At 71.3% G+C, this 22,045-nt stretch carries 16 protein-coding genes; 13 read left to right on the top strand and 3 right to left on the bottom strand.

What is annotated here, in order from left to right; translation table 11 throughout:
- The first annotated feature begins 20 nt into the window (after positions 1–20).
- A complete protein-coding gene (locus tag FBZ33_RS17815; protein ID WP_141909938.1) occupies positions 21–818 on the top strand; it encodes an SDR family NAD(P)-dependent oxidoreductase in 798 nt (265 codons plus the stop codon).
- 138 nt (positions 819–956) lie between these two features.
- Entirely contained in the window at positions 957–1,739 is a 783-nt protein-coding gene (locus FBZ33_RS17810) for a hypothetical protein (RefSeq protein WP_141909937.1), read from the top strand.
- A 109-nt stretch (positions 1,740–1,848) separates the two neighbouring features.
- On the opposite strand, the gene FBZ33_RS17805 is transcribed toward FBZ33_RS17810, so the two are convergent.
- Positions 1,849–2,634 (bottom strand): FadR/GntR family transcriptional regulator, encoded by a 786-nt coding sequence (locus tag FBZ33_RS17805; RefSeq protein ID WP_141909936.1) that lies wholly within the window; start codon positions 2,632–2,634, stop codon positions 1,849–1,851.
- Positions 2,635–2,769: 135 nt separating this feature from the next.
- On the opposite strand from FBZ33_RS17805, the gene FBZ33_RS17800 reads away from it, so the two are divergent.
- The 9 genes from FBZ33_RS17800 to FBZ33_RS17760 all read left to right on the top strand — a co-directional run bounded on the left by FBZ33_RS17800 (position 2,770) and on the right by FBZ33_RS17760 (position 13,235).
- Positions 2,770–4,056 carry a sugar ABC transporter substrate-binding protein gene (locus FBZ33_RS17800; protein WP_255508930.1) on the top strand — a complete coding sequence of 429 codons (1,287 nt, stop codon included), beginning with the start codon at positions 2,770–2,772 and terminating at the stop codon, positions 4,054–4,056.
- A gap of 74 nt (positions 4,057–4,130) precedes the next feature.
- Positions 4,131–5,081: a carbohydrate ABC transporter permease gene (locus FBZ33_RS17795; RefSeq protein ID WP_088948827.1), complete on the top strand. Its 951-nt coding sequence runs from the start codon at positions 4,131–4,133 to the stop codon at positions 5,079–5,081.
- A complete protein-coding gene (locus FBZ33_RS17790; RefSeq protein ID WP_088948826.1) occupies positions 5,078–5,893 on the top strand; it encodes a carbohydrate ABC transporter permease in 816 nt (271 codons plus the stop codon). The genes FBZ33_RS17795 and FBZ33_RS17790 overlap by 4 nt, the downstream gene beginning before the upstream one ends.
- Positions 5,894–5,900: 7 nt before the next feature.
- Positions 5,901–7,049 (top strand): galactonate dehydratase, encoded by a 1,149-nt coding sequence (gene dgoD / locus FBZ33_RS17785; protein ID WP_088948825.1) that lies wholly within the window; start codon positions 5,901–5,903, stop codon positions 7,047–7,049.
- Positions 7,050–7,084: 35 nt separating this feature from the next.
- Positions 7,085–8,314 (top strand): D-mannonate dehydratase ManD, encoded by a 1,230-nt coding sequence (gene manD / locus FBZ33_RS17780; RefSeq protein ID WP_141909934.1) that lies wholly within the window; start codon positions 7,085–7,087, stop codon positions 8,312–8,314.
- A complete protein-coding gene (locus FBZ33_RS17775) occupies positions 8,304–8,876 on the top strand; it encodes a gluconokinase (protein WP_141909933.1) in 573 nt (190 codons plus the stop codon). Before manD ends, FBZ33_RS17775 begins: the two co-directional genes overlap by 11 nt.
- Positions 8,877–8,908: 32 nt before the next feature.
- The gene (locus tag FBZ33_RS17770) at positions 8,909–10,615 is read left to right on the top strand and encodes an ABC transporter ATP-binding protein (RefSeq protein ID WP_141909932.1); all 1,707 of its coding nucleotides are present in this window, start codon (positions 8,909–8,911) and stop codon (positions 10,613–10,615) included.
- A complete protein-coding gene (locus tag FBZ33_RS17765) occupies positions 10,612–12,462 on the top strand; it encodes an ABC transporter ATP-binding protein (RefSeq protein ID WP_255508929.1) in 1,851 nt (616 codons plus the stop codon). Before FBZ33_RS17770 ends, FBZ33_RS17765 begins: the two co-directional genes overlap by 4 nt.
- A gap of 194 nt (positions 12,463–12,656) precedes the next feature.
- The gene (locus tag FBZ33_RS17760) at positions 12,657–13,235 is read left to right on the top strand and encodes a sigma-70 family RNA polymerase sigma factor (RefSeq protein ID WP_255508928.1); all 579 of its coding nucleotides are present in this window, start codon (positions 12,657–12,659) and stop codon (positions 13,233–13,235) included.
- Between the two features lie 28 nt (positions 13,236–13,263).
- On the opposite strand, the gene FBZ33_RS17755 is transcribed toward FBZ33_RS17760, so the two are convergent.
- Positions 13,264–18,726: a carboxyl transferase domain-containing protein gene (locus tag FBZ33_RS17755; protein ID WP_141909930.1), complete on the bottom strand. Its 5,463-nt coding sequence runs from the start codon at positions 18,724–18,726 to the stop codon at positions 13,264–13,266.
- Between the two features lie 260 nt (positions 18,727–18,986).
- Here FBZ33_RS17755 and FBZ33_RS17750 point away from each other — a divergent pair, with 260 nt between their 5' ends.
- A complete protein-coding gene (locus FBZ33_RS17750) occupies positions 18,987–20,084 on the top strand; it encodes a winged helix DNA-binding domain-containing protein (protein WP_141909929.1) in 1,098 nt (365 codons plus the stop codon).
- Between the two features lie 216 nt (positions 20,085–20,300).
- Positions 20,301–21,023, top strand: coding sequence for a cellulose binding domain-containing protein (locus FBZ33_RS17745; protein ID WP_141909928.1), 723 nt, complete (start codon positions 20,301–20,303; stop codon positions 21,021–21,023).
- A gap of 55 nt (positions 21,024–21,078) precedes the next feature.
- On the opposite strand, the gene FBZ33_RS17740 is transcribed toward FBZ33_RS17745, so the two are convergent.
- Positions 21,079–21,876 (bottom strand): SAM-dependent methyltransferase, encoded by a 798-nt coding sequence (locus FBZ33_RS17740; RefSeq protein ID WP_141909927.1) that lies wholly within the window; start codon positions 21,874–21,876, stop codon positions 21,079–21,081.
- Positions 21,877–22,045 lie beyond the last annotated feature (169 nt).

Here is a 22,045-nt window from a genome sequence, read left to right as displayed (position 1 = left end):
ACTCGGAATGGGAGAGCAACATGCGGTGTGACGGCCTGGTGGCGGTGGTGACCGGCGGTGGCTCGGGGATCGGCAACGCCTGCGTACGGGCGTTCGTGGCCGCCGGGGCCCGGGTCGGCGTCCTGGACCTGGACGTGTCGGGCCTGCCCGACGATCCGCACGTCCACGGCGTCCGGGCCGACGTGGCCGACCGGTCCTCGCTCAGCGGGGCCGTCGCCTCGGTCGCCGAGGCATTCGGGGGCATCGACATCCTGGTGAACAACGCCGGCATCTCCGCCGTCGGCACCGTGGAGGAGGACGACGACGAGCAGTGGAACAGGGTGCTCGACGTCAACGTCACCGGCGTGGCCCGCACCAGCGCTGTCGCCCTGCCGTACCTGCGGCGATCGTCGTCGGCGGCGATCGTCAACATCTCGTCGATCGCGGCGACCGTCGGCCTGCCCCGACGCGCCCTGTACTCGGCGTCGAAGGGTGCCGTGCACGCCCTCACCCTCGCCATGGCCGCCGACCTGGTGACCGAGGGGGTCCGGGTCAACTGTGTCGCCCCCGGCACCGTCGACACGCCCTGGGTGGCCCGCCTGCTCGCCGGCGCGGCCGACCCGACGGCGGAGAAGCGGCAGCTCGCGTCCCGTCAGCCGACCGGCCGTCTGGTGACCGCCGACGAGGTGGCCGCCGCCGTCGTCTACCTCGCGTCGCCCACCACCGGGTCGGTGACCGGGACGTCGCTGGCGGTGGATGGTGGCATGTCCGGCCTGCGACTACCCGCCCAGGTGCCACCTGGCGCTGGTCAGGCCCGCAGTGCCGGATCGGGCGCGTGACATGATTGGGTCATGGGGAAACAGCAGGACGTCGGCGAGCCCGACCGTCACAGCGGGTCCGACGCCACCGCCCACCGTCCGATCGGTGGCGATGCTGACGCGCGGCTCGCCCTCGCACAGGACCCCACAACGCCACAAATGACCCTTATCGACCTGGCGTCCGACCCGTCGGCGGTGGTCCGCAAGGCGGTCGCCGCTCGGGCCGACGCGCCCGCGCAGGCCCTGCGACCGCTCACCAGGGACCAGGATCGTCAGGTCCGGGAGGCCGTGGCGAGGAACCCTTCCACCTCGATCGCCAACCTCCTGCGTCTGGTCAAGGACGACGACCGGTGGATCCGCTGGGCGGTCGCCAGCAACCCGGCCTGCGACGAGTCGGTCCGCCGGGCCATGGCGCAGGCATCGGACAAGGAGCTTCGCGGCCTCCTTGCGGAGAGCCGGGACCTGGAGCCCGAGCTGGCCGCCAAGCTGACCGACGACGTCTCACCCGAGGTACGGGAACGACTCGCCACCCACACCCACGACCTCGAAGTCATCAACACCCTGCTGGCCGATCGCACCGCCCGCGTACGCAAGGGGGTCGCCCGCAACCCGCGGACCACCGCCGCGCAGCGCAGCGCGCTCGCCGCGGACCCGGTGGTCGACGTGCGTGCCGCGCTGGTCCGCTCGTTGGAGTTGGACGAGGCCGACCTGGAGCGCCTGGTCGACGACCGGTCGGTGCAGGTCCGCCTGGCGATGGCGACGTCCGAGCTCGTGCCGGCGCACATCCGGCAGCAGCTCACCCGCGACCCCGACGAGATGGTGGCCAGCGCGGCACGGGACTACCGCCCCGGCGCCGGCAACGCCTCCGCCGTGCGGGCGCCCCGCATCGCGCACCGGCCCTCCGCCGGTGCGGGTCGATCGGGTCGCGGCACCGCGCGCTGAGACCGATCCGGTCGGCGCCACCCGCCGCCGGCCCATGATCGACTCGGCTTCACGGAAGTCGCGGTGTCCGGGGCGACCTGACACCGCGACTTCCCGTAGACCGAGTCGATCAGCGGCTGGCCGACCCGGGAGGCTCCTCCCGGTCGGGCACCGAGGTCTGCTCCCACAGTGACTTCATCTCGTCGAACGCCTGCTCCATCAGCTGCACCATCGCCTGCCGGGCGCGTGCGCCGTCGCGTCGCTGGATCGCCTGGGCGACGTCCGCGTGCATCTGGAGAGCCTGCTCGTGCGGGTGGTGCGGCATGAGGTGGTGCTTGTGCCGGCCGGTGAGCACCTCGGCGACCAGATCCTGAAGCCGGACGAACATCTCGTTGCCGGAGGCGAGCAGGACGCGCCGGTGGAACTCGATGTCGAGGTGCAGGAAGCGTTCCTCGTCACCGGCCTCGCCAGCCGCCCACATCTTCGCCGCCAGCCCGACCAGGTCACTCGCTTCGTCGTGGCCGATCCGGTTGGCCGCCAGGTAGGCCGCGTGCGGCTCGACGGCGGTGCGTAGCTCGGTGATCGACCGGAGCTGGGCCATCCGGCCAGCCGAGGCGAGCCGCCAGCGGATCACCTGCGGGTCGAAGACGTTCCACGCGCTGGCCGGCAGGATCATCACCCCCACCCGTCGGCGTGCCTCGATGAACCCGATCGACGCCAGGACGCGCAGCACCTCGCGGACGACCGAGCGGGAGACGGCGTACCTGTCGACCAGTTCGTCGATGTTGAGGATCGCGCCGGGTGCCAGCTCGCCGCCGCAGATGGCGGTGCCCAGATGGTCGAGGACGCGGGCGTGCAGCCCAGCCTCGGCGGGGGCGGTCTGAGCGGCTGCAACCTCTGCTGAGGACGGTTCCACTCAAAGATCATATCATTTACATCAACCTCTTGAAGTAATCCGTCTATTCGGCCTAGCATCCCGATGTTAAGCGGATGTAACACCGAGGTAGCGGCTCTTCCGAGGGCGGCGGCCACGACAGAAGGAGAGACAAGCGTGCGACGTCGATCGATAATCGGCACTTCTCTGGCCGTGGTCACCGCCATGAGCCTCACCGCCTGCGGCGGTGACGATGGCGGCGAAGGTTCGAAGACCGTCCGCGTGACGCTGGTGAACCACGTCTGGACAGAGAACATCAAGAAAGCCCTGCCGGAGTTCGAGAAGCAGTCCGGCCTCAAGGTCGAGGTCACCCAGCTCGGCGAGGACCAACTGTCCGACCAGTACAACGTCAAGCTGAACGCCGGGTCCACCGACCTCGACGTGATGATGTACCGGCCCCTGCAGGAGGGGAAGCAGTTCGGCAAGAACAAGTACCTCGCCGACCTGAGCGAGAAGGTCAAGTCGGACAGCGCCTTCGAGTTCGGCGACTTCCAGGCCGGGCCGGTGCAGGCGACGACCTATGAGGACAAGGTGGTCGGCCTGCCGATCATCACCGAGCAGGAGGTCCTCTACTACCGCAAGGACCTGCTGACCAAGTCCGGCTTCACCGCGCCACCCAAGAGCCTCGACGAACTCAAGGCACAGGCGGCGAAGATCGAGGCCGACAACCCCGGCGTCGCAGGCTTCGTCGCTCGTACCGGCAAGGCCGCCGCCGTCACCCAGTTCTCCAGCTTCCTCTTCAGCTTCGGTGGCGACTTCGTGGACAGCAGCGGAAAGGCCACTGTCAACACCGAGCAGGCCAAGCAGGCGTACGCCTTCTACGGCGGCCTGCTCCGGGACCACGGCCCGGAGAACATCAGCACCGACATGAGCTGGTCGGAGGCGATGGCGATCTTCACGCAGGGCAAGGCCGCCTTCTACACCGAGGCCAACTCGCTCTACAAGAACGCCACCGACCCCACCAAGTCCAAGGTCGTCGACACCGTCGGCTTCGCCGCGTTCCCGGCCGGCCCTGCCGGGTCGAAGCCGTACAACATCCCCTCCTGGGCGCTTGGCATGAACGACAGCTCGGAGAACAAGGACAACGCCTGGAAGTTCATCCAGTGGGCGGCTGGCAAGGAGCAGGCGCTGGCGCAGCAGACGGCCGGCGTGCCCGGTGCCCGTACCTCGGTCTGGGCGAACCCGGCGAGCACCGCGACCCTGCCGAAGGACCTGGCCGAGGCCAACACGGTCAGCACCGCGAACGGTGTCGGGCACGACCGCCCGCTGGTCGTCAAGGTGGCTGAGGCGCGCGAGATCGTCGGCCAGCCAATCGTCGACGCGATCACCGGTAAGGACGCCGCCAGCTCGGCGGACGCGGCGAACGCGGCGTTCCAGAAGTTCCTCGACGACGAGGCGAAGTAACCCAGGCGCCGGGCGGCGGAGCCGACGTGCTCCGCCGCCTCGCCGGGACCTGGCCCCCGAACCCGGAGATCTGAATGTCAGCCGTCACCGCACCCCGCACCGATTCGCCCAAGGCCCCCATGGCGTCCCCGGAGTCGTCGGCCTGGTCGCAGTGGGCCAACAAACATCGCAAATGGCTCTTCGCGGCACCCGCCATGGCGTTCGTCGCCGTGCTGATCATCTTTCCGGTGGCGTGGACGGGTTATCTGAGCCTGACCGACGCCGAGGGTTCGGTGCGTGCCGAGTCCGAGTTCATCGGGTTCCAGAACTACCTAGACGTGCTCACCGACACCGACCGGTTCTGGCCGGCGGTCTGGCGTACGGTCCTGTTCACCGGCGTCGTGCTGTTCTTCGAGGTCGTTCTCGGCATGGCGATAGCCCTGCTGCTGTGGCGGCCCTTCCGCGGTGAGAAGTGGGTCCGCGTAGCGATCCTCCTGCCGCTGGTGGCCACCCCGGTCGCGGTCGGCATGATGTGGCGCCTCATCTTCGACCCCAACATCGGGATGGCGAACCAGCTGCTCGGCTGGATCGGCATCGGCCCACAGCCCTGGCTGGCCGGCCAGAACTCGGCCCTGCCGACGACGATGTTCATCGACATCTGGCAGTGGACACCGATGGTCGTGCTGATCCTGCTCGCCGGGCTCACCTCACTCTCCGACGAGCCCCAGGAGGCGGCCCGGATCGACGGCGCCAGCAGCTGGCAGCGGTTCCGGCACGTCACCCTCCCGCTGTTGATGCCCACGGTGATCGTCGCCATCCTGCTGCGCGGCATCGACGCGCTCAAGACGTTCGACATCCTCTACGCGACCAAGGGGCGCGGCGGCGGGTCGTTCCACGAGGTCGAGACCCTCAACGTGTACGCCTACGGCCTCAGCTTCGACTACAACGACTACGGCGTCTCGTCGACCGTTCTCATCATCTTCTTCCTGATCATCATCGGGGTGATGTGGGCCCTCACCTATCGCAAGAAGGGGCTGGGCCGATGAAGCCGAGCAAGCCGTACCGCGTCTTCCGCACGTCAGCTCTCGTGGTCGTGGTGTTCGGGCTGATGGCGCCGCTGCTCTGGATGATCGCGGCGTCCTTCAAGACCAATGTGGACATCTACGACACCGCCAAGGCGTTCGTCTTCTCACCCAGCCTGAAGAACTACGAGACCGTCCTCCAGCAGGCCAACTATCTCGAGTTCATCGGCAACAGCCTCTGGGTGGCGTTCGCGGCCACCACGCTCTCGCTCCTGCTGGGCGTGCCCGCCGCCTACTCGATGAGCCGCTTCAACATGAAGAAGTCGGCGCTGGTCGTGCTCATGGCCCGGGTGATCCCGGGCGTCTCACTCCTGGTGCCCTGGTACTACGTCTTCTCGAACCTGAAGCTGGTCGGCGGGTTCAGCGTGCTGATCCTGAGCCACATGTTCGTGTCGCTGCCGCTGATCGTCTACATCATGATGGGCTACTTCGACGGCCTGCCGACCGAGTTGGAAGAGGCGGCGCTGGTCGACGGGCTGACCCACATCGGCGCGTTCCGGCGGATCACCCTGCCGCTGTCGGTGCCCGGCGTCGCGACGGCCGGCATCCTCTCGTTCATCTTCTCCTGGAACAACTTCATGTTCGCCCTGGTGCTCTCCGGCTCCGACACGAAGACGCTGCCCGTGGCGATCTTCGACTTCGTCGGGTACGCCAGCATCGACTGGGGCGGCCTGATGGCCGCCGCGACAGTGGTCACCCTGCCGATCATGCTGATCGCCCTGTTCGTGCAGAAGTACGTCGTCTCCGGCCTCACCGCCGGTGCCACGAAGGGCTGACAGCTCGATGACGAAGATCGCAAAGGTGGAGACCTTCCTGGTCGCGCCACGCTGGCTGTTCGTCCGGGTCGAGACGGAGTCCGGCATCGTCGGCTGGGGCGAGGCGACCTGCGAGGGTCGGTCCGAGACCGTACGCACGGCCGTCCACCAGCTCAGCGAGCTGCTCACGGGTCGGGACGCGCTGCGCATCGAGGACCACTGGCAGGTGATGACCAAGGGCTCCTTCTATCGGGGCGGCCCGATCCTGGCCAGTGCGGTGTCCGGTCTGGACCAGGCGCTCTGGGACATCGCCGGAAAGCACTACGGCGCCCCGGTGCACCAACTGCTCGGCGGGCCGGTCCGGGACCGGATCCGGGTCTACGGCTGGGTCGGTGGCGACGAGCCCGCCGAGATCCGCGACCAGATCAGCGCCCAGGTCGAGGCGGGCCTGACCGCGGTGAAGATGAACGCGTCGGGACGGATGGGCGCGCTGGCCTCGGTTGCCGAACTCGACGCGGTCGTGCAGCGGGTGGCGGTCGCCCGCGAGGTCCTCGGCGACGACCGCGACGTCGCTGTCGACTTCCACGGGCGATTCACCCTCGCCAACGTCCGGCGGGTCGCCCCGCTCCTGGAGCCGTACCGGCCGTTCTTCCTCGAAGAACCGGTGGTGCCGGAGAACTCGCACCTGATCGGCGAGGTCGTCCGCTGCACCACCACCCCGGTCTCGACCGGGGAGCGGCTCTACAGCCGGCAGGAGTTCCTGCCCGTGTTGCAGGCCGGCATCGCCGTGGCCCAGCCGGACCTCGCGCACGCCGGCGGCATCACCGAGGTGCGCAAGATCGCCACGTTGGCCGAGGTGTACGACGTGCAGCTCGCCCCGCACTGCCCGCTCGGGCCCATCGCCCTCGCCGCCTGCCTCCAGGTCGGCTTCGCGACGCCCAACTTCCTGATCCAGGAGCAGAGCGTCGGCATCCACTACAACCAGGGCGCCGAGGTGCTCGACTACTGCCTCGACAAGACCCCGCTGACCTTCGTCGACGGCTACGTACAGCGGTTGACCGCACCCGGTCTCGGCATCGAGATCGACGAGCACGCGGTGCGGACCGCCGACAAGCGGGGCCACGCCTGGCGTAGCCCGACCTGGCGGCACCCCGACGGCTCGTTCGCCGAATGGTGAGACCACCCCGGTCCTGAAGGAACGAAAGGCACCCCGTGAAGATCGTCGCAGCAGACATCATCGTGTCCAGCCCCGACCGGAACTTCGTCACCCTGAAGGTCACCACCGACGAGGGCATCACCGGTCTGGGCGACGCCACGCTCAACGGCCGTGAGCTGTCCGTCGCCTCGTACCTGCGCGACCACGTGGCCCCGTTGCTGATGGGGCGGGACCCGCACCGGATCGAGGACACCTGGCAGTTCCTGTACCGCTCGGCGTACTGGCGTCGTGGGCCGGTCACGATGGCGGCCATCGCGGCGGTCGACGTGGCGCTGTGGGACATCAAGGCCAAGGCCGCGGGCATGCCGCTGTACCAACTGCTGGGCGGCGCGTCCCGCACCGGCATCATGGCGTACGGGCACGCGTCGGGACGGGACCTTCCCGAGCTGTTCGACTCGATCCGCCGCCACCTCGACGAGGGCTTCCGGTCGATCCGGGTGCAGACCTCGGTGCCGGGGATCAACGCGGTGTACGGCGTGGCCGCGCAGCCCAGCGCCACCGGCCAGCGCTACGACTACGAGCCCGCGCAGCGCACCCCGCTGCCCGTCGAGGAGGACTGGGACACCCGCGCGTACCTGCGCCACCTGCCCGAGGTCTTCGAGGCGGTCCGCGGCGAGTTCGGCCCGGAGTTGCCGCTGCTGCACGACGGTCACCACCGGATGACCCCGATCCAGGCCGCCAAGCTCGGCAAGGCCCTCGAACCGTACGACCTGTTCTGGTTGGAGGACTGCACCCCGGCGGAGAACCAGGAGGCCCTGCGGCTGGTCCGCCAGCACACCACCACCCCGCTGGCCATCGGCGAGGTCTTCAACACGGTCTGGGACTACCAGACCTTGATCCGCGAGCAGCTGATCGACTACGTCCGGTCCGCGGTCACCCACACCGGTGGCATCACCGCCATGCGCAAGCTGCTCGACTTCGCCGCCCAGTACCAGATCAAGTCCGGCATCCACGGCCCCACCGACATCTCCCCGGTGGGCATGGCGGGGGCGCTGCACCTGGACCTGGCCATCCACAACTTCGGCATCCAGGAGTACATGAAGCACACCCCGCTGGCCAACGAGGTGTTCCGGCAGTCGTTCACCTTCACCGACGGCTACCTGCACCCGGGCGATCAGCCGGGTCTCGGGGTGGAGCTCGACGAGGAGGTGGCGGCCCGCTTCCCGTACGAGCCGGCCTACCTGCCGTTCAACCGGCTCAAGGACGGCACGATCCATGACTGGTGAGGGGCGGGGCGACGCCCCACCCACCCGGCACGTCGTGGTGATGGGGGTCTCCGGCGCCGGCAAGAGCACCGTGGCGCGGGGGATCAGCGCAGCCACCGGGCTGGCGTTCGCCGAGGCGGACGAGTTCCACTCCCCGGCGAACGTGGCACGCATGCGCTCCGGCGTACCGCTGGACGACACCACCCGCCGGCCCTGGCTGCGGGACATCGCCGCGTGGATCGCCGATCGCGGCGCGGAGGGCCGGTCGACGGTGCTGGCCTGCTCGGCGCTCAAGCGGTCGTACCGGGACGTGCTGCGCCAGGGCACGCTTCGGTTGGACTTCGTGCACCTCGCCGGGTCGGCGGAGGTCATCCGGGCCAGGATGGCCCGGCGCGAGGGGCACTACATGCCGGCGAGCCTGCTCGAATCACAGCTCGCCACGCTGGAGCCGGCGGAGCCGGACGAGTCGGTGCTCGTGCTCGACGTCGCGCTCACCCCGGAGGCTCTGGTCGCGGCGGCAGTGGACGGCCTCGGCTTGCACCCCTACCGCCGTCCGGACCCGCAACGGAGCGTGTTAGGTTAGCCAACCCTAATCGATAACGGAGTCCGCCTCGCATGTCAGTCGCCGAGATCAGCGGTGGCGTGGTGCTTCGTCGCGCGCTGCGCCGACAGCGTGGCCGGGTGCTGCTCGGCATCGCGTTGCTGTGCACGCACCAGGCCGCCGAAGCCCTCGTCCCCGTCGCCATCGGGGTGGTCATCGACCGGGCGGTCGCCACCGGTGACGTCCGCGCGCTGCTGCTCTCACTCGCCGGGCTGGCCGCCCTGTTCACCGTCCTGGCCTTCGCCTACCGGACCGGTGCCCGGATGGCGTACGCCGCGGTGGAGCACGAGGCACACGCGACGCGGGTCGAGATCGCCCGGAGCGCCCTCGACCCGCGTGGACACCACTCCGGCATGCGCGACGGAGAGCTGCTGTCCGTCACGGCCTCCGACGCCGAGCTGTCCGCGCTGGTCGTGCGGGTCGCCGGGCTCACCGCCGCCGCGTTCACCGCCATCGTGGTCGCGGCCGTCGCGCTGCTCGTCGTCGACGTCCCGCTCGGGCTCGGTGTGCTCCTCGGCGTACCCCTGCTGGTCCTCGCCCTGCAACGGATGGCACCGCTGCTCACCCGGCGCAGCTCGTCGCAGCAGGAGGCCCTCGCGGCCACCACCGCGCTCGCCGTCGACCTCGTCACCGGCCTGCGCGTGCTGCGCGGCATCGGCGCGCAGGACCACGCCGCGCGCCGGTACGCGGGCGCCAGCCGACACGCGCTCGACGTCACCCTGCGTGCCGCCACCACCAAGGGCCTGCACCTCGGGCTCACCACCATGGTCAACGGCCTGTTCCTCGCGACGGTCGCCGGCGTCGCGGGCTGGCTCGCGCTCCAGGGCCGGCTCACCATCGGCGAACTCGTCGCCGTCGTCGGGCTGGCCCAGTTCATCGCCGAGCCGGTGCAGACGCTCGGGTACTGCGTACAGCTGTTCGCCATGGCCCGGGCCTCCGCGGGGCGGGTCGCCCGGGTCCTCGGCGCGGCACCGGTCCTGACGCCGGGCGACGCTGGGCCGCCCGCGCCGACCCCGTCCCGGCTGACCCTCGACGGGGTCGGTCACGCGGGCCTCGACAGTGTCAGCCTGCACGTCCGCGCCGGCGAGATCCTGGGCGTGCTCGCCTACGACCCGAGCGACGCCGAGGCGCTGGTCGCGGTGCTGGCCGGCCGGGCGCCCCAACCGGACCGTCGGGGAACGCTGTACGTCGACGGCGTGCCCGCCGAAGAGCTGCACATCGACGCCCTGCGCGCCGTGGTCCTGGTGGAGCAGCATGACGTGGCGCTGTTCGAGGGCACCCTGCGCGCCAACCTCAGCGCCGGTGCCCAGGTCGACGACACGGTCCTGCGTGCCGCGATGCGTGCCGCGGCGGCCGAGGACGTGCTCGCCGCGCACCCGCACGGCTTCGACCGTCAGCTCACCGAGCGGGGGGCGAACCTGTCCGGCGGGCAGCGGCAGCGGATCGGTCTGGCCCGGGCGCTCGTCGCCGACCCCCCGGTGCTGGTGCTGCACAACCCCACCACGGCGGTCGACGCGGTGACCGAGGGCCTGCTCGCCGAAGGGCTGGCCTCGGCCCGCGGAGCGGACACCCACGGCACGGTGCTGATCACCACCAGCCCGGCGTTGCTGCGGGTCACACACCGGGTCGTCGTGCTCGACCGGGGCCGGGTCATCGCCGAGGGGCCGCACGAGCAGTTGCTCGCCAGCGACGCCCGCTACCGGGAAGAGATCCTGCGATGACCGAGCCGACCATGACCGGGGCCGAGCCCCGGCAACTGCTGCCGACGGCCACCGCCGGACAGACCTGGGCCACCCTCCGCACCGAGCTGGCCCGCCTGCCGGGGCTCAGCGCCGTCGCCGGCACGTTGCTGGTCGCCGCGTCCGCGACCGGGCTCGTCGCCCCCTGGGTGCTCGGTCGCCTCGTGGACGACGTCATCGCCGGCTCCGACACGTCGCAGATCGTGACCTGGGCGGGCGTGATCGCGGGTGCCGCGGTGCTCGCGGGCATCCTCACCGCGGTCGGCGCCGCGGTCGCCGCACGCCTCGGCGAGACGGTGCTGGCCCGGCTCCGGGAGCGGGTCCTCGACCGCGCCCTGCACCTGCCGTCGGCCACCCTGGAGCGAGCCGGCACCGGGGACCTGGTGGCCCGCGCCGGCGACGACGTGGCCGTGGTGACGAACGTGATCGCCACCAGCGGCCCGGCCTTCCTCGGCGCTCTGCTGTCCGTCGTGTTGACCGCAGCGGGGCTCTTCGCCCTCGACTGGCGGCTCGGCATCGCCGGGCTGGTCGCCGCACCGGCGTACGCGCTGGCGCTGCGCTGGTACCTCAAACGGTCGATCCCGTACTACGCCCGCGAGCGGGTGGCCACTGGCGAACGCGCGCAGGCGACGGCCGAGGCGCTCCGCGGCGCGGCGACCGTGCGCGCCTACCGGATGGAGGACGCCCACGTCGCCCGGATCGCGGCGCGCTCCGGCGTAGCCCGCGACCTGTCGCTGGAGATCTTCGGGCTGTTCACGCGGTTCGGGCTGCGCATCAACCGGTCGGAGTTCGTGGGGCTGGCCGCTGTGCTGCTCGCCGGCTTCCTGCTGGTGCGCGACGACCTCGCCACTGTGGGAGCCGCCACCACCGCCGCGCTCTACTTCCACCGCCTCTTCAACCCCATCGGCCTGCTGCTGTTCGAGTCGGACTCCGTGCTGCAGGCCGGTGCCAGCCTCGCCCGGCTCGTCGGGGTCACCGCGCTGCCGGACACCGCGACCCCGGCCGGCCCGGAGCCCGCCCGGCAGGCGCGGGCCGAACCGGCGGCACTGGAGGTGACCGTCGCGCAGCACCGCTACGACGACGGGCCGGTCGTGTTGCGCGACGTCGACCTCCGACTCGCACCGGGCGAGCGCGTCGCCCTCGTGGGCGCCAGCGGCGCGGGCAAGAGCACGCTCGCCGGGATCATCGCCGGCATCATCGCGCCCACCCACGGGTCGGTGACCCTGCGCGGCGTGCCGCTGGCCGAGCTCGGCGAGCACCGGCTGCGCCGCGAGATCGCCCTCATCAGCCAGGAGGTGCACGTCTTCGCCGGGCCGCTCGCCGACGACCTGCGGCTGGCCGACCCGGACGCCACCGACGACGAGCTGACCGCCGCCCTCGACCTCGTCGGTGCCACCCACTGGTTCCGTACCCTGCCGGACGGCCTCGCCACCGAGGTGGGGGAGGGTGGACGGCACCTCACCGCGGCCCAGGCCCAGCAGCTCGCGCTGGCCCGCCTCGTCCTCGCCGATCCCGCCGTCGCGGTCCTCGACGAGGCCACCGCGGAGGCGGGCAGCGCGGGTGCGCGTGACCTCGACCGCGCCGCCGTGGCGGCCACCGAGGGACGTACCACCCTGGTCGTCGCCCACCGACTGAGCCAGGCGGCCACCGCCGACCGCATCGTCGTGATGGAGCATGGGCGTGTCGCCGAGCACGGCACGCACGCCGAGCTGCTGGCGGCCGGGGGTGGCTACAGCCAGCTGTGGCGGTCCTGGCGCATGCCCGACCCCGTGCCGCCGCAGGGGCGCGGGAGCACCGGGCAGGTAGAGGAGCAACCCGTCCTGGGCTGAGCGGCCGACGAGGCGCGCGCCGTCCCGCCGTGGCCCCGGCCCGCTGGTACGCAACCGGGAAGTCGACCGACCGGGGGAGCCCGGGAACTTTTCCGGACCGGCCAGCGACAACCAGGATGCGCGGCTGACCGGCGGCGTCCCGACGATGGCACCTCGCCATGAAGGAGCGCCCGTGGCACACAGGACGGTGGTCCGTGCGAGACGGCGTCGCTGACGACGACCAGGTGACCCGCTGGGCGAAGGAGGCGGGCCGGGGTAACCGGCAGGCCGCCACCGCGTTCGTCCGGGCCCTTCAGGACCAGGTCTGGCGGTTCCTGTCGCACCTCGCCGGGCCGGGTGAGGCTGACGACCTGACCCAGGAGACGTTCCTGCGGGCGTTCCGCAACCTGCCCGGCTTCGCCGGCCGCTCGTCGGCCCGGACGTGGGTGTTCACGATCGCCCGGCGCGTCGCCGTCGACCACGTCCGGACGGCGGTGGCCCGGCCGAGGATCGCGTCGGTGCCGGACTGGCAGACAGCGGCGGAGTCAGCCGGCGCGACCGCCGCCGGGGCCGACGAGGGCGTGACCCTGCACCAGTTGATCGCCGGCCTGACCCGGGAGCGTCGTGAGGCGTTCGTCGCCACCCACGTGCTCGGCCTCTCCTACGCCGAGGCCGCCCACGTCTGCCAGTGCCCCATCGGCACGATCCGCTCCCGGGTCGCCCGGGCACGGGAGGACCTCGTCGCCGCCTGGCAGGCCGAGGGCGACGGGAGCCGTACGCGGCGAACCAGCTGAGGCTGGGACCCCGCCCGATCCCGTCCGCTCACCCCAGGCGGGCCTCGATGGCCTCGATGATGCGCGGACGCAGCTCGGCGGCGCGGATGACGGCGTCCACCGAGCCGACCTGCACGGCGCGCTGGATGTTGTGCACCCGGTCGAACTCGGTCGCCACCTCGCCGAGCTTCTCCGCGCGCACCGACGAGCGCAGCTCGTCGAGTTCCGCGGTCAGCGCGGCGCGTTCGGTGCCGGCCGCGGCACCGACGCGGGCTTCCAGGTCCCGCACGCGGGGGTCTGCCGCCGTACGGGCGTTGACGTCGGCGGCGAACACCACAGCGGCGGCGGGCGCGCCACCGAGCACCGAGGCGAACGAGCCCTCCAGCGCGAGCACTGTCATGTTCGGGTTCAGCGCCTTCGAGAACACCACGAACGCACCGCCGTGGTAGCGCGAGATCACGCAGAAGACGATGGGCCCCCGGAAGTTCACGATCGCCCGACCGATCTCGGCCCCGTACTCCAGCTGCAGCTTGCGCATCGACTCCGGTGAGCCGTCGAAGCCCGACAGGTTCGCCAGCACGACGAGGGGCCGGTTGCCGCTGGCCGCGTTGATGGCCCGCGCTGCCTTCTTCGACGAGCGGGGGAACAGCGTGCCCGCCGTGTAGGTGTCCGGACCGTCGGTGGGCGGGAAGCCGTGCCGCGGCACCGACCGGGACTCGATGCCGAGCAGGCAGACCGGGATGCCACCGAGGTGGATGTCCTGCACGACCGCGGTGTCCGCGTCGGCCATGCCCGCCCAGCGCTCCAGCACCGGGTGGTCCTGGTCGGAGAGGGCCCGCATCACCGTACGGATGTCGAACGGCTTCTTGCGGTCCGGGTTGGCCTCGACGGAGAAGATCTCCCCGACGGTGGCGAAGGCGCTGCCCGCCACGTCGTGCGGGAAGTCGGAGATGTCGCGGTCGGTCGGGTCGGTGGTGACCGCCCGTCGGGGCGCGTCCTCGCCGGGCGCGACGTACGTGTGGTCGTAGTGCGCCATTACCACGTCCCGGGCAGCCGTCAGGTTCGGCGCCCAGTACTGTGCCTGCCCGTTCGGGCCCATCACCCGGTCGTAGCCACCGATGCCGAAGTTGTCCTCGGCCGACACGCCACCGGAGAAGTCGAGCGACTGCTTGCCGGTGAGCACCATCGCCGAGTCCGGTGTCATCACCAGGATGCCCTTGGTGTGCATGAGCATCGTCGCCTCGGCGTTCCAGTACGGCTGCGCGCCGACGTTGATGCCCGCGACCACGATGTTGATCTCACCACCGGCCTGGGTGAACTCGACGATCCGCTTGAGCGCCGCGGCCACCCAGTCCATGTTCTCCGTGCCCGACGTCATCGAGATCCGGGCGCCGGCGGACAGCGCCCACCACTCCAGCGGCACGTGCATCCGCTCCGCCAGGTCCAGGGCGGCGATCACGCGCCGGCACTCCGGCTCCGACAGGGCACCCAGCGACTTCGTCGGGTCGCCGAGCAGCACCACCCGGGTGACGCCCTGCGGGTAGCGCTCGGTCGGCGTCGTGACCACCCCGGCGACGATCGCGGCGCTGTTGCACCCCCGCGGCCGGTCCACCGGCTGCAACACGTGGTCGTCGTCGAGGTCGTGTTCGACGAAGTCACCGAGCCTGCCGGTCAGCTCGTACGGGTACACCGTGTTGCGGCTGCTCGCGCGCAACACCTTGAGCCGGTACTCGTCGAGCGGCTCGATCGCCTCGACCGGCGGCTCGCCGACGGCCAGCTCCGCGCCGCCGGCGGCGTCGAACGAGATCCGTACGGCGATCTTGGTCAGCTCGCCGGTCCGGCGGTCGCGCTGGCGGGCGATGAACAGGATCTCCTCCAGCCCGGCCCCCGCGGTCGTCGGGCGCACGCGCCCGGCGATCATTTCCATCTCCTCGCGGGTGAGCTCGCTCGGCGGCCAGACGTAGACCACGATCCGGTTCGTGTTGAAGCGCGTCTTCGACGGCCGCAGCGACTGGGCGCGGCGGATCGAGTCGAGGCAGGCGGCGATGGCGTCCTCGGTCGTCGGCAGCGCGACCAGTCGGCCGTCCTGCTCGCGAAGCTCGGTCAGGTCACGCACCTGCGCGAACGCCACGAGGCGCTCGTCCGAACGGTTTTCGCGCGCCACGCACTGGAAGAGGTAGACCTCCTCGTCCGACGACGGCAGCCGGGTCAGGTCGAACTTGTGCAGACGCTCCAACTGCATCCGCTGCGCGATGTACGGGTGCAGGCCGCGGATCAGCCGGTCCTCGGTCAGCTGGGTGCCCGACGGTCGGAAGGTGAAGTGGTGGTGCATCACCGCTCCGCCGCGACCCGCGACGGTGGTGGTGACCCGTCGGACCTGAGTCGGCAGCGGGTGCGCGGCGATGACCTCGGCCAGCGCCGCCGCCATCGCGTCGAAGTCCTCCGGCTGGTTCTCCCAGCCGAGGTAGATGTCGGCGTCAACGGAGTCCTCGTCGCCGGCCAGCTCGGCCAGCCCGCGCAGCGCGCCGCCCAACGCGTCGAAGCTCACCGCGGCGGAGACCACGCTCGAATCGGCGCGCTCGGCGACCACGAACGTGCAGCCGGCGGCCTCCTGGGTACGCACGCTGGTGAGCGCCCTGTTGCCGTAGTACCGGCGGGTCAGCACCTCCAGCATGACCGCGTTGTCGAGGTGGTCGCGGACGAGCCGCTGGCCGAGCAGCCGGACCAGTGGCTCGGTGCTGCGTACCATCTCGGCGATGCGCTCGGCGCGGTCCGCCGCGTCCGGGTGCGCGTCCAGGTGCCGCAGGTGCCCACGGACCTCGGCGTAGACCCGGGCGCGGTTGCGGCGCAGCAGCGGCTGGGCGAACCAGGCGAACACCACGCCGCGGGCGAGGTCGGCGACCACGGGGAAGCGGACCTGCGTCGCGGCGATCAGCCGCTCCAGCGCCAGGCCGGCGGGCTCACGCAAACTCTCGTCCGGCGGGGTCTCCCGCAGCCAGGCGCGCAGCAGGGTCGCGATGACCGTGGCGTCGGCGGACGCGCGCTGCTGGGCGAGGAAGATCCGGAAGACGGCGGCTTCGAGGGCGGGGGAGCGCTCCAGGTCGGTGACGCCGTACCGGCCGAGTGCCTTGGCGAGCCTGGTCTGGAAGGCGTCCGGCAGCCCGGCCCGCTCGACGTCGAGGCTCTGCAGGTAGGTGTGGAAGTACTCCCGCGCGCTGTGCACGTGCGCGGCGCCGCCGTCCTCACCCGTCGGCCGGTTGCGGCTCAGTTCGGTGAGGTCGGCGAACACCTCGATGAGGTCGAGTTCCGCGGCCAGTGGCCGGTGACCGGCCTCGGCGGCCTCCCGCCGCGCGGCGAGATAGCCGTCGAGCACCCGGCGGTCGTCGTGCGGGTCGACGTCGAAGCCGAGCAGCAGACCCCGCAGGTCCTCCTGACCGCGCCTGCCCCGCTCGTCCGCCGGAACGGTCTCGTAGGCGGTCGGCAGGTCCAGTTCGACGGTCTCGGCGGTCGGGTCGTCCGTGGTGTCCTCGGCGTCGTCCGCGAGCGGCTCCAGGCGCATCAGCGGCGCGCCCGCCTCGACCTGGCTGCCCACCGAGACGGCGCACTCCTTGAGCCGCGCCCTGAACGGCGCGCGCAGCACCGTCTCCATCTTCATCGCTTCGAGCACCAGCACCGGAGCGCCCGCCTCGACCTCGGCGCCGACCTCCAGCGGCGTGGCGACGACGAGTGCCGGCATCGGGGAGCGCAGGACGCCGCCCTCGTCGCGGCTGACCCGGTGCGTCACACCGTCCACCTCGACCAGGTGGGTCGGCCCGTACGTGCCGGTGAGCAGGCGGTACCGGATGCCGTTGACGACGATCTGGCCGGTGTGCCGGTCGAACCGGTCGAGTTCGACGTCGGCGGTGCGGACGACGGTGCCCGCCTCGATGCCGACCCGGAACCGGTGTGGGCCGACCCGTGCCACGCGGGTGCGGTAGCCGACACCGCGCAGCTTGAGGTCCAGCGGTCGGCCGCTCGCGTGCTGCACCTGCGGGCGCCCACCGGACGCCGTCGACAGCAGCCGCTGCCGCTCGGCGCGCTCCTCCTCCTCGTACGACTCGATGGCGGCGGCCGCCAGGGCGACTGCGGAGTGGCGGTGCGTGACGAGTCGGCCCTCACCGCGGACGCGGTCGATCCAGCCGGTGTCGGCGCTGGCGTCGATCACCTCGGGCTGGTCGAGCAGGTCGAGCACGAAGCTCTTGTTCGTCGCGCCACCCTCGATGATCACCGTGGTGTTCGCCATCGCCCGACGCAGCTTGCCGAGGGCCTCGTCGCGGTCGCGGCCGTACGCGATGATCTTCGCGATCATCGAGTCGAAGTCGGCCGGGATGGTGTCGCCCTCGCTGACGCCGGTGTCCACCCGGATGCCGGGGCCGCTGGGCAGGTCCAGCCGCGCGATCCGCCCCGGCGACGGCGCGAAGTCGCGGTCGGGATCCTCGGCGTTCAGGCGGGCCTCGATGGCGTGCCCGCGCTCCATCGGCGGCTCGCCGTCGAGCCGCCCACCCGAGGCGACGTGCAGCTGCGCCTTGACCAGGTCGAACCCGGTGGTCAACTCGGTGATCGGGTGCTCGACCTGGAGGCGGGTGTTGACCTCCAGGAACGCGAACAGCCGGTCGCCGGGGTGGTACAGGAACTCGACGGTCGCCGCGCCGCGGTAGCCGACCGCGATGGCCAGCCGCTCGGCCGACGTCTTGAGCTCGGCGGTCTGCGCCGGGTCGAGCACCGGCGACGCCGACTCCTCGATGACCTTCTGGTTGCGTCGCTGCACCGAGCAGTCGCGCACCCCGAGCGCCCACGCGGTGCCCTGCCCGTCGGCGATCACCTGGACCTCGACGTGCCGGGCCCCGGTGACCAGGCGTTCCAGGAACACGATGCCGCTGCCGAACGCCCGCGCGGCCTCCTGACTGGTCCGCTCGTACGCGTCGACCAGCTCGGCCTCGGTGCGGACCACGCGGATGCCACGCCCGCCGCCGCCCGCTGTCGCCTTCAACATCAGCGGGTAGCCGATCTTGGCCGCCGAGGCGCGGGCGGCGTCCAGGGTCTCGACGGCGCCACGGCTCCAGGGCGCGACCGGCACGCCGACCTCCTCGGCGATCAGCTTGGAGCCGATCTTGTCGCCGAGCTGGCGCATGGCGTCCGGGCTCGGCCCGACGAAGGTGACACCGATCTTCTCGCACAGCTCCGCGAACGCGGGATCCTCGGCGACGAAACCCCAGCCCACCCAGGCGGCGTCGGCCCCGGTCTCCGTCAGGGCGCGCTCCAGCACCGCCAGATTGAGGTACGGGCGGGCAGACGCGGGACCGAGATCGTAGGGGATGTCCGCTTCGCGGACGAAGGTGGCGGTGCGGTCGACGTCGGTGTAGAGAGCGACGGTTTCGATCTGGTTGCCGGTCTCCGCGGCCAACTCGCGGACCGCGTGGATGAGCCGCATGGCGGCTTCACCACGGTTGACGATGGCGACACGGTTGAACACCCGACTGACCCCTTAGCTAGACCTTGAACTGCGTGCCGCGAGACGACGGCTCCCAGCAGTGATCACCTTTCCGGCTGGCGGCTGCCAGCGCTATGGCGCAACCACCGAACCAACCGTCTCTCAGTTGTAGGAAGTGAACAAAAGTTTTTGGTGTCCCCGCAGCCCGCGACCGCCACGGTAGCCCAGGCGGGCACCCGGATCACCTTCACCTCGACCGGCCGCTCGTCAGTGACTGTCACCCCGGGCCTGACAATGAGGAGGTGACCGTTCTCGACCCGCGGGCGCTCAACCGCGCGACGCTCGCCCGGCAGTTGCTGCTCGATCGCGCCGACCTGCCGGTCCTCGACGCCGTCGCGCACCTCGGCGGCCTGCAGGCGCAGGAACCGCAGGAACCCTTCGTCGGGCTCTGGTCGCGGCTGCGCACCTTCGACCCCGCGGTGCTCTCGACCCTGCTGACCCAGCGACAGGTGGTCCGTACCCATCTCATGCGCCGCACCGTGCACCTGCTCGTCGCCGACGACGTGCTGGCCTGGCGATCCCGGCACCAGGCCATGCTGTGCCAGCGGGTGCTCGGGGTCTACCGCGGCGAGTTGGACGGGGTTGGCCTCGACGAACTCGCCGCGGCGGCGCGGGCGCTGCTGGCCGACGGTGAGCCGCGCTCGATGCCAGAGATCGGGCGAGCGCTCGGCGAGCACTGGCCGACACCGGGCCCGCAGGCCCTGGGCGAGATGGCGATGGCCCTCGTCCCGCTGACCCAACTGCCGCCACGCGGAGTGTGGCGGATGAAGGGCGGCGCCCGACACGCCCCGCTCTCCGCGTGGCTGGGTCGGGAGGTCCACCCGCCGACGCCGGACGACGCCGATCCCGTCGGCCAGATCCTCGTACGGCGCTATCTGGCCGCGTTCGGGCCGGCCGCCACGGCCGACGTGCGCGCCTGGTCCGGCCTCGCCGGGCTGCCGGCTGCGGTGACCGCGATGCGCGACGAGCTGATCACCTTCCGCGACGAGCGCGGCCGAAAGCTGATCGACCTCGCCGACGCACCACGCCCCGACCCCGAGACACCCGCTCCGGTGCGCTTCCTCCCGGCGTTCGACAACGCGATCCTCGGCTACGACGACCGCAGCCGGATCATCGACGACGCCCACCGCGGCCTGTCCGTGGCCGGTGAGCGCGTGGTGCTGGTCAACGGCCGGGTCGCCGCGACCTGGAGCGTCGAGGCGGGCACGGTGACCGTCAACCCGTTGACCGGCTTCTCCCGGGCCGACCGCACCGCCGTCGCCGAGCAGGGGCAGGCGCTGGCGCTGTTCCTCTCCGACAAGGAGAGCGACCGGGTGCGGGTCGCCGCGTCGCCCCGGTGAGGCCAACCCCAACGGCCTTGTATCGATGATTGTCGACTGCCATGATGTGGTTCGGTCGTGCTCGGGAGCCAGCGCGCACCACACCCTCTCCGGTCCACAGGACGCACGAGGTGGCCAGTTCACCCGTGCCGGGCAGTCCTCGTCGGCGACCGGATCCTGAGCACGGCACCGGCTACCACCTCGGTCAGCGGTGCCCGGCAACCACCGGAGGTACCGATGCTTCGCATGTTCCTCGCCGTCACGACCGTCGCGCTCGCCGTCTGGGGCGGGGCGAGCGGCACCACAGAGCCCACGCCCACGGCCACGCCGACGCCCTCGCCGACGCTCACCTGCCCGCCCGTGTTGCCGATCACCACCAACGTCGCCGGGGTCACCACCACCAGCGTCACCATCTCGTACTCGATCTTCCTCCGCCCACCCTGCGGCTACGACCCGCCGATGACCGTCAGCCTCTTCGTCAGCCGTGAGGACGCCCAACAGTGGCGGACGCCGGTTGCCGTGGCCGTCTCCGGGCCGGAGCGCGACGGCTCGGTCACCGTCGACCGGCTGACCCCGGACACGGAGTACTGGTACCGGTTGACCGACGTCGACGGTCGGCGGCACCCGTTCATGAACGCGTCGGCGCGGACGGCCTCGCTGACATCCTGCCGCGCGACGGCCACGATCGACGCCCGCTGGGGCAACGGCTTCGTCGCCACGGTCACGGTCCGCAACACCGGGACCCAACCGCTGGACCGGTGGCTGGTGTCCTGGCGGTGGTCCGGTGACGAGCGCGTCCAGACCGCCTGGGGTGGCGTGGCCGAGACCGTCGGTGTCGACGTCACGGTCCGCAATGCCTCGCACAACGGGGCGCTGGCGCTGGACGGTGCGACGACGTTCGGAATGCTGGTGACGACCAGTTCGGTGCCCGACGGGTTGACGATGGCCTGCGCCCGGTAAACGACGTCCGCCCCGCTCCCGCCGTGCTGGCGCGAGCGGGGCGGCGTGCTGTCGGTCAGGGTTTACGCGCCACCGCGCCGTAGGCGTCGATCGCCGTGACGTCGGGCTCGTCCGGTCGCCACAGGGGGATCGGCACCAGGCCCGGCTCCACCTTCGACAGGCCGGAGAAGCAACTGTCCAGGTCCGCCGGGCTGCGCAGGATGTACGGGACGCCGCCGCTCTGTGCCAGTCGCTCCGCCCCGGAGACGACAGCCGGGCTGGTGTTGGTGCCGTCCCAGAGCACGAGGTAGCTGCCGGAGGGCATCGCGTCCATGGTCCGCTCGACGATCGAGCGCACCACGGAGAGGTCGGGCTCGTAGCCCATCACGCCCATGAACATCACCGCGACGGGCTGGTCGAAGTCGAGCGTCTGCGCCGCCTCGGCGAGGATCCTCTCCGGGTCGTGGTAGTCGGCGGGTACGTAGGTGGTGACACCCTCGGACGTCGTACTGGCCAGCAGCGCCCGCGCGTGCACCAGCACCATCGGGTCGTTGTCCACGTAGACGATCCGCGAGTCGGGCGCGACCCCCTGGGCGACCGCGTGCGTGTTCTGCATGGTGGGCAGGCCGGTGCCGATGTCCAGGAACTGCCGGATGCCCGCCTCGGCCGCCAGGTAACGCACGGCCCGCACCAGGAACAGGCGCGACTGCTGCGCCATGAGGACGATCTCCGGGTAGACCTCGGCGACCGCGTCGCCGGCTGCCCGGTCGGACTGGAAGTTGTCCTTGCCGCCCATCCAGTAGTTCCAGATCCGGGCCGCGTGCGGCACGTCGGGCTGAAGCTTCGCGGTGAGTTCGGCGTCCGGGCCGGCCATGCCAGGCTCCTATCGAGGGGTCGTCGGCGGGAGATCACCTCTGCGGTGTGACCGGGATCGTACTCGCGGGCGGTCCACTGTCGACTCCGGGCGTTCGGTCTGCCAGAGCAGCTCGACGGTAGGAGTTTCGCGTGAACCAATGCCCATGGCGGAGCATCCAACCCTGTGA

The sequence above is a fragment of the Micromonospora sp. A202 genome, assembly GCF_006715105.1.
GTDB lineage: Bacteria > Actinomycetota > Actinomycetes > Mycobacteriales > Micromonosporaceae > Micromonospora > Micromonospora zamorensis.
Note: the sequence above shows the minus strand (reverse complement) of the source record. Positions and strands in the feature narration are given on the sequence as shown.

Excerpts from the sequence above, each read along its gene's own strand:
- FBZ33_RS17815 (WP_141909938.1), top strand. The coding sequence starts at position 21 with ATGCGGTGTGACGGCCTGGTGGCGGTGGTGACCGGCGGTGGCTCGGGG.
- FBZ33_RS17810 (WP_141909937.1), top strand. The coding sequence starts at position 957 with ATGACCCTTATCGACCTGGCGTCCGACCCGTCGGCGGTGGTCCGCAAG.
- FBZ33_RS17795 (WP_088948827.1), top strand. The coding sequence starts at position 4,131 with ATGTCAGCCGTCACCGCACCCCGCACCGATTCGCCCAAGGCCCCCATG.
- FBZ33_RS17790 (WP_088948826.1), top strand. The coding sequence starts at position 5,078 with ATGAAGCCGAGCAAGCCGTACCGCGTCTTCCGCACGTCAGCTCTCGTG.
- dgoD (WP_088948825.1), top strand. The coding sequence starts at position 5,901 with ATGACGAAGATCGCAAAGGTGGAGACCTTCCTGGTCGCGCCACGCTGG.
- FBZ33_RS17775 (WP_141909933.1), top strand. The coding sequence starts at position 8,304 with ATGACTGGTGAGGGGCGGGGCGACGCCCCACCCACCCGGCACGTCGTG.
- FBZ33_RS17770 (WP_141909932.1), top strand. The coding sequence starts at position 8,909 with ATGTCAGTCGCCGAGATCAGCGGTGGCGTGGTGCTTCGTCGCGCGCTG.
- FBZ33_RS17765 (WP_255508929.1), top strand. The coding sequence starts at position 10,612 with ATGACCGAGCCGACCATGACCGGGGCCGAGCCCCGGCAACTGCTGCCG.
- FBZ33_RS17745 (WP_141909928.1), top strand. The coding sequence starts at position 20,301 with ATGCTTCGCATGTTCCTCGCCGTCACGACCGTCGCGCTCGCCGTCTGG.
- FBZ33_RS17740 (WP_141909927.1), bottom strand. The coding sequence starts at position 21,876 with ATGGCCGGCCCGGACGCCGAACTCACCGCGAAGCTTCAGCCCGACGTG.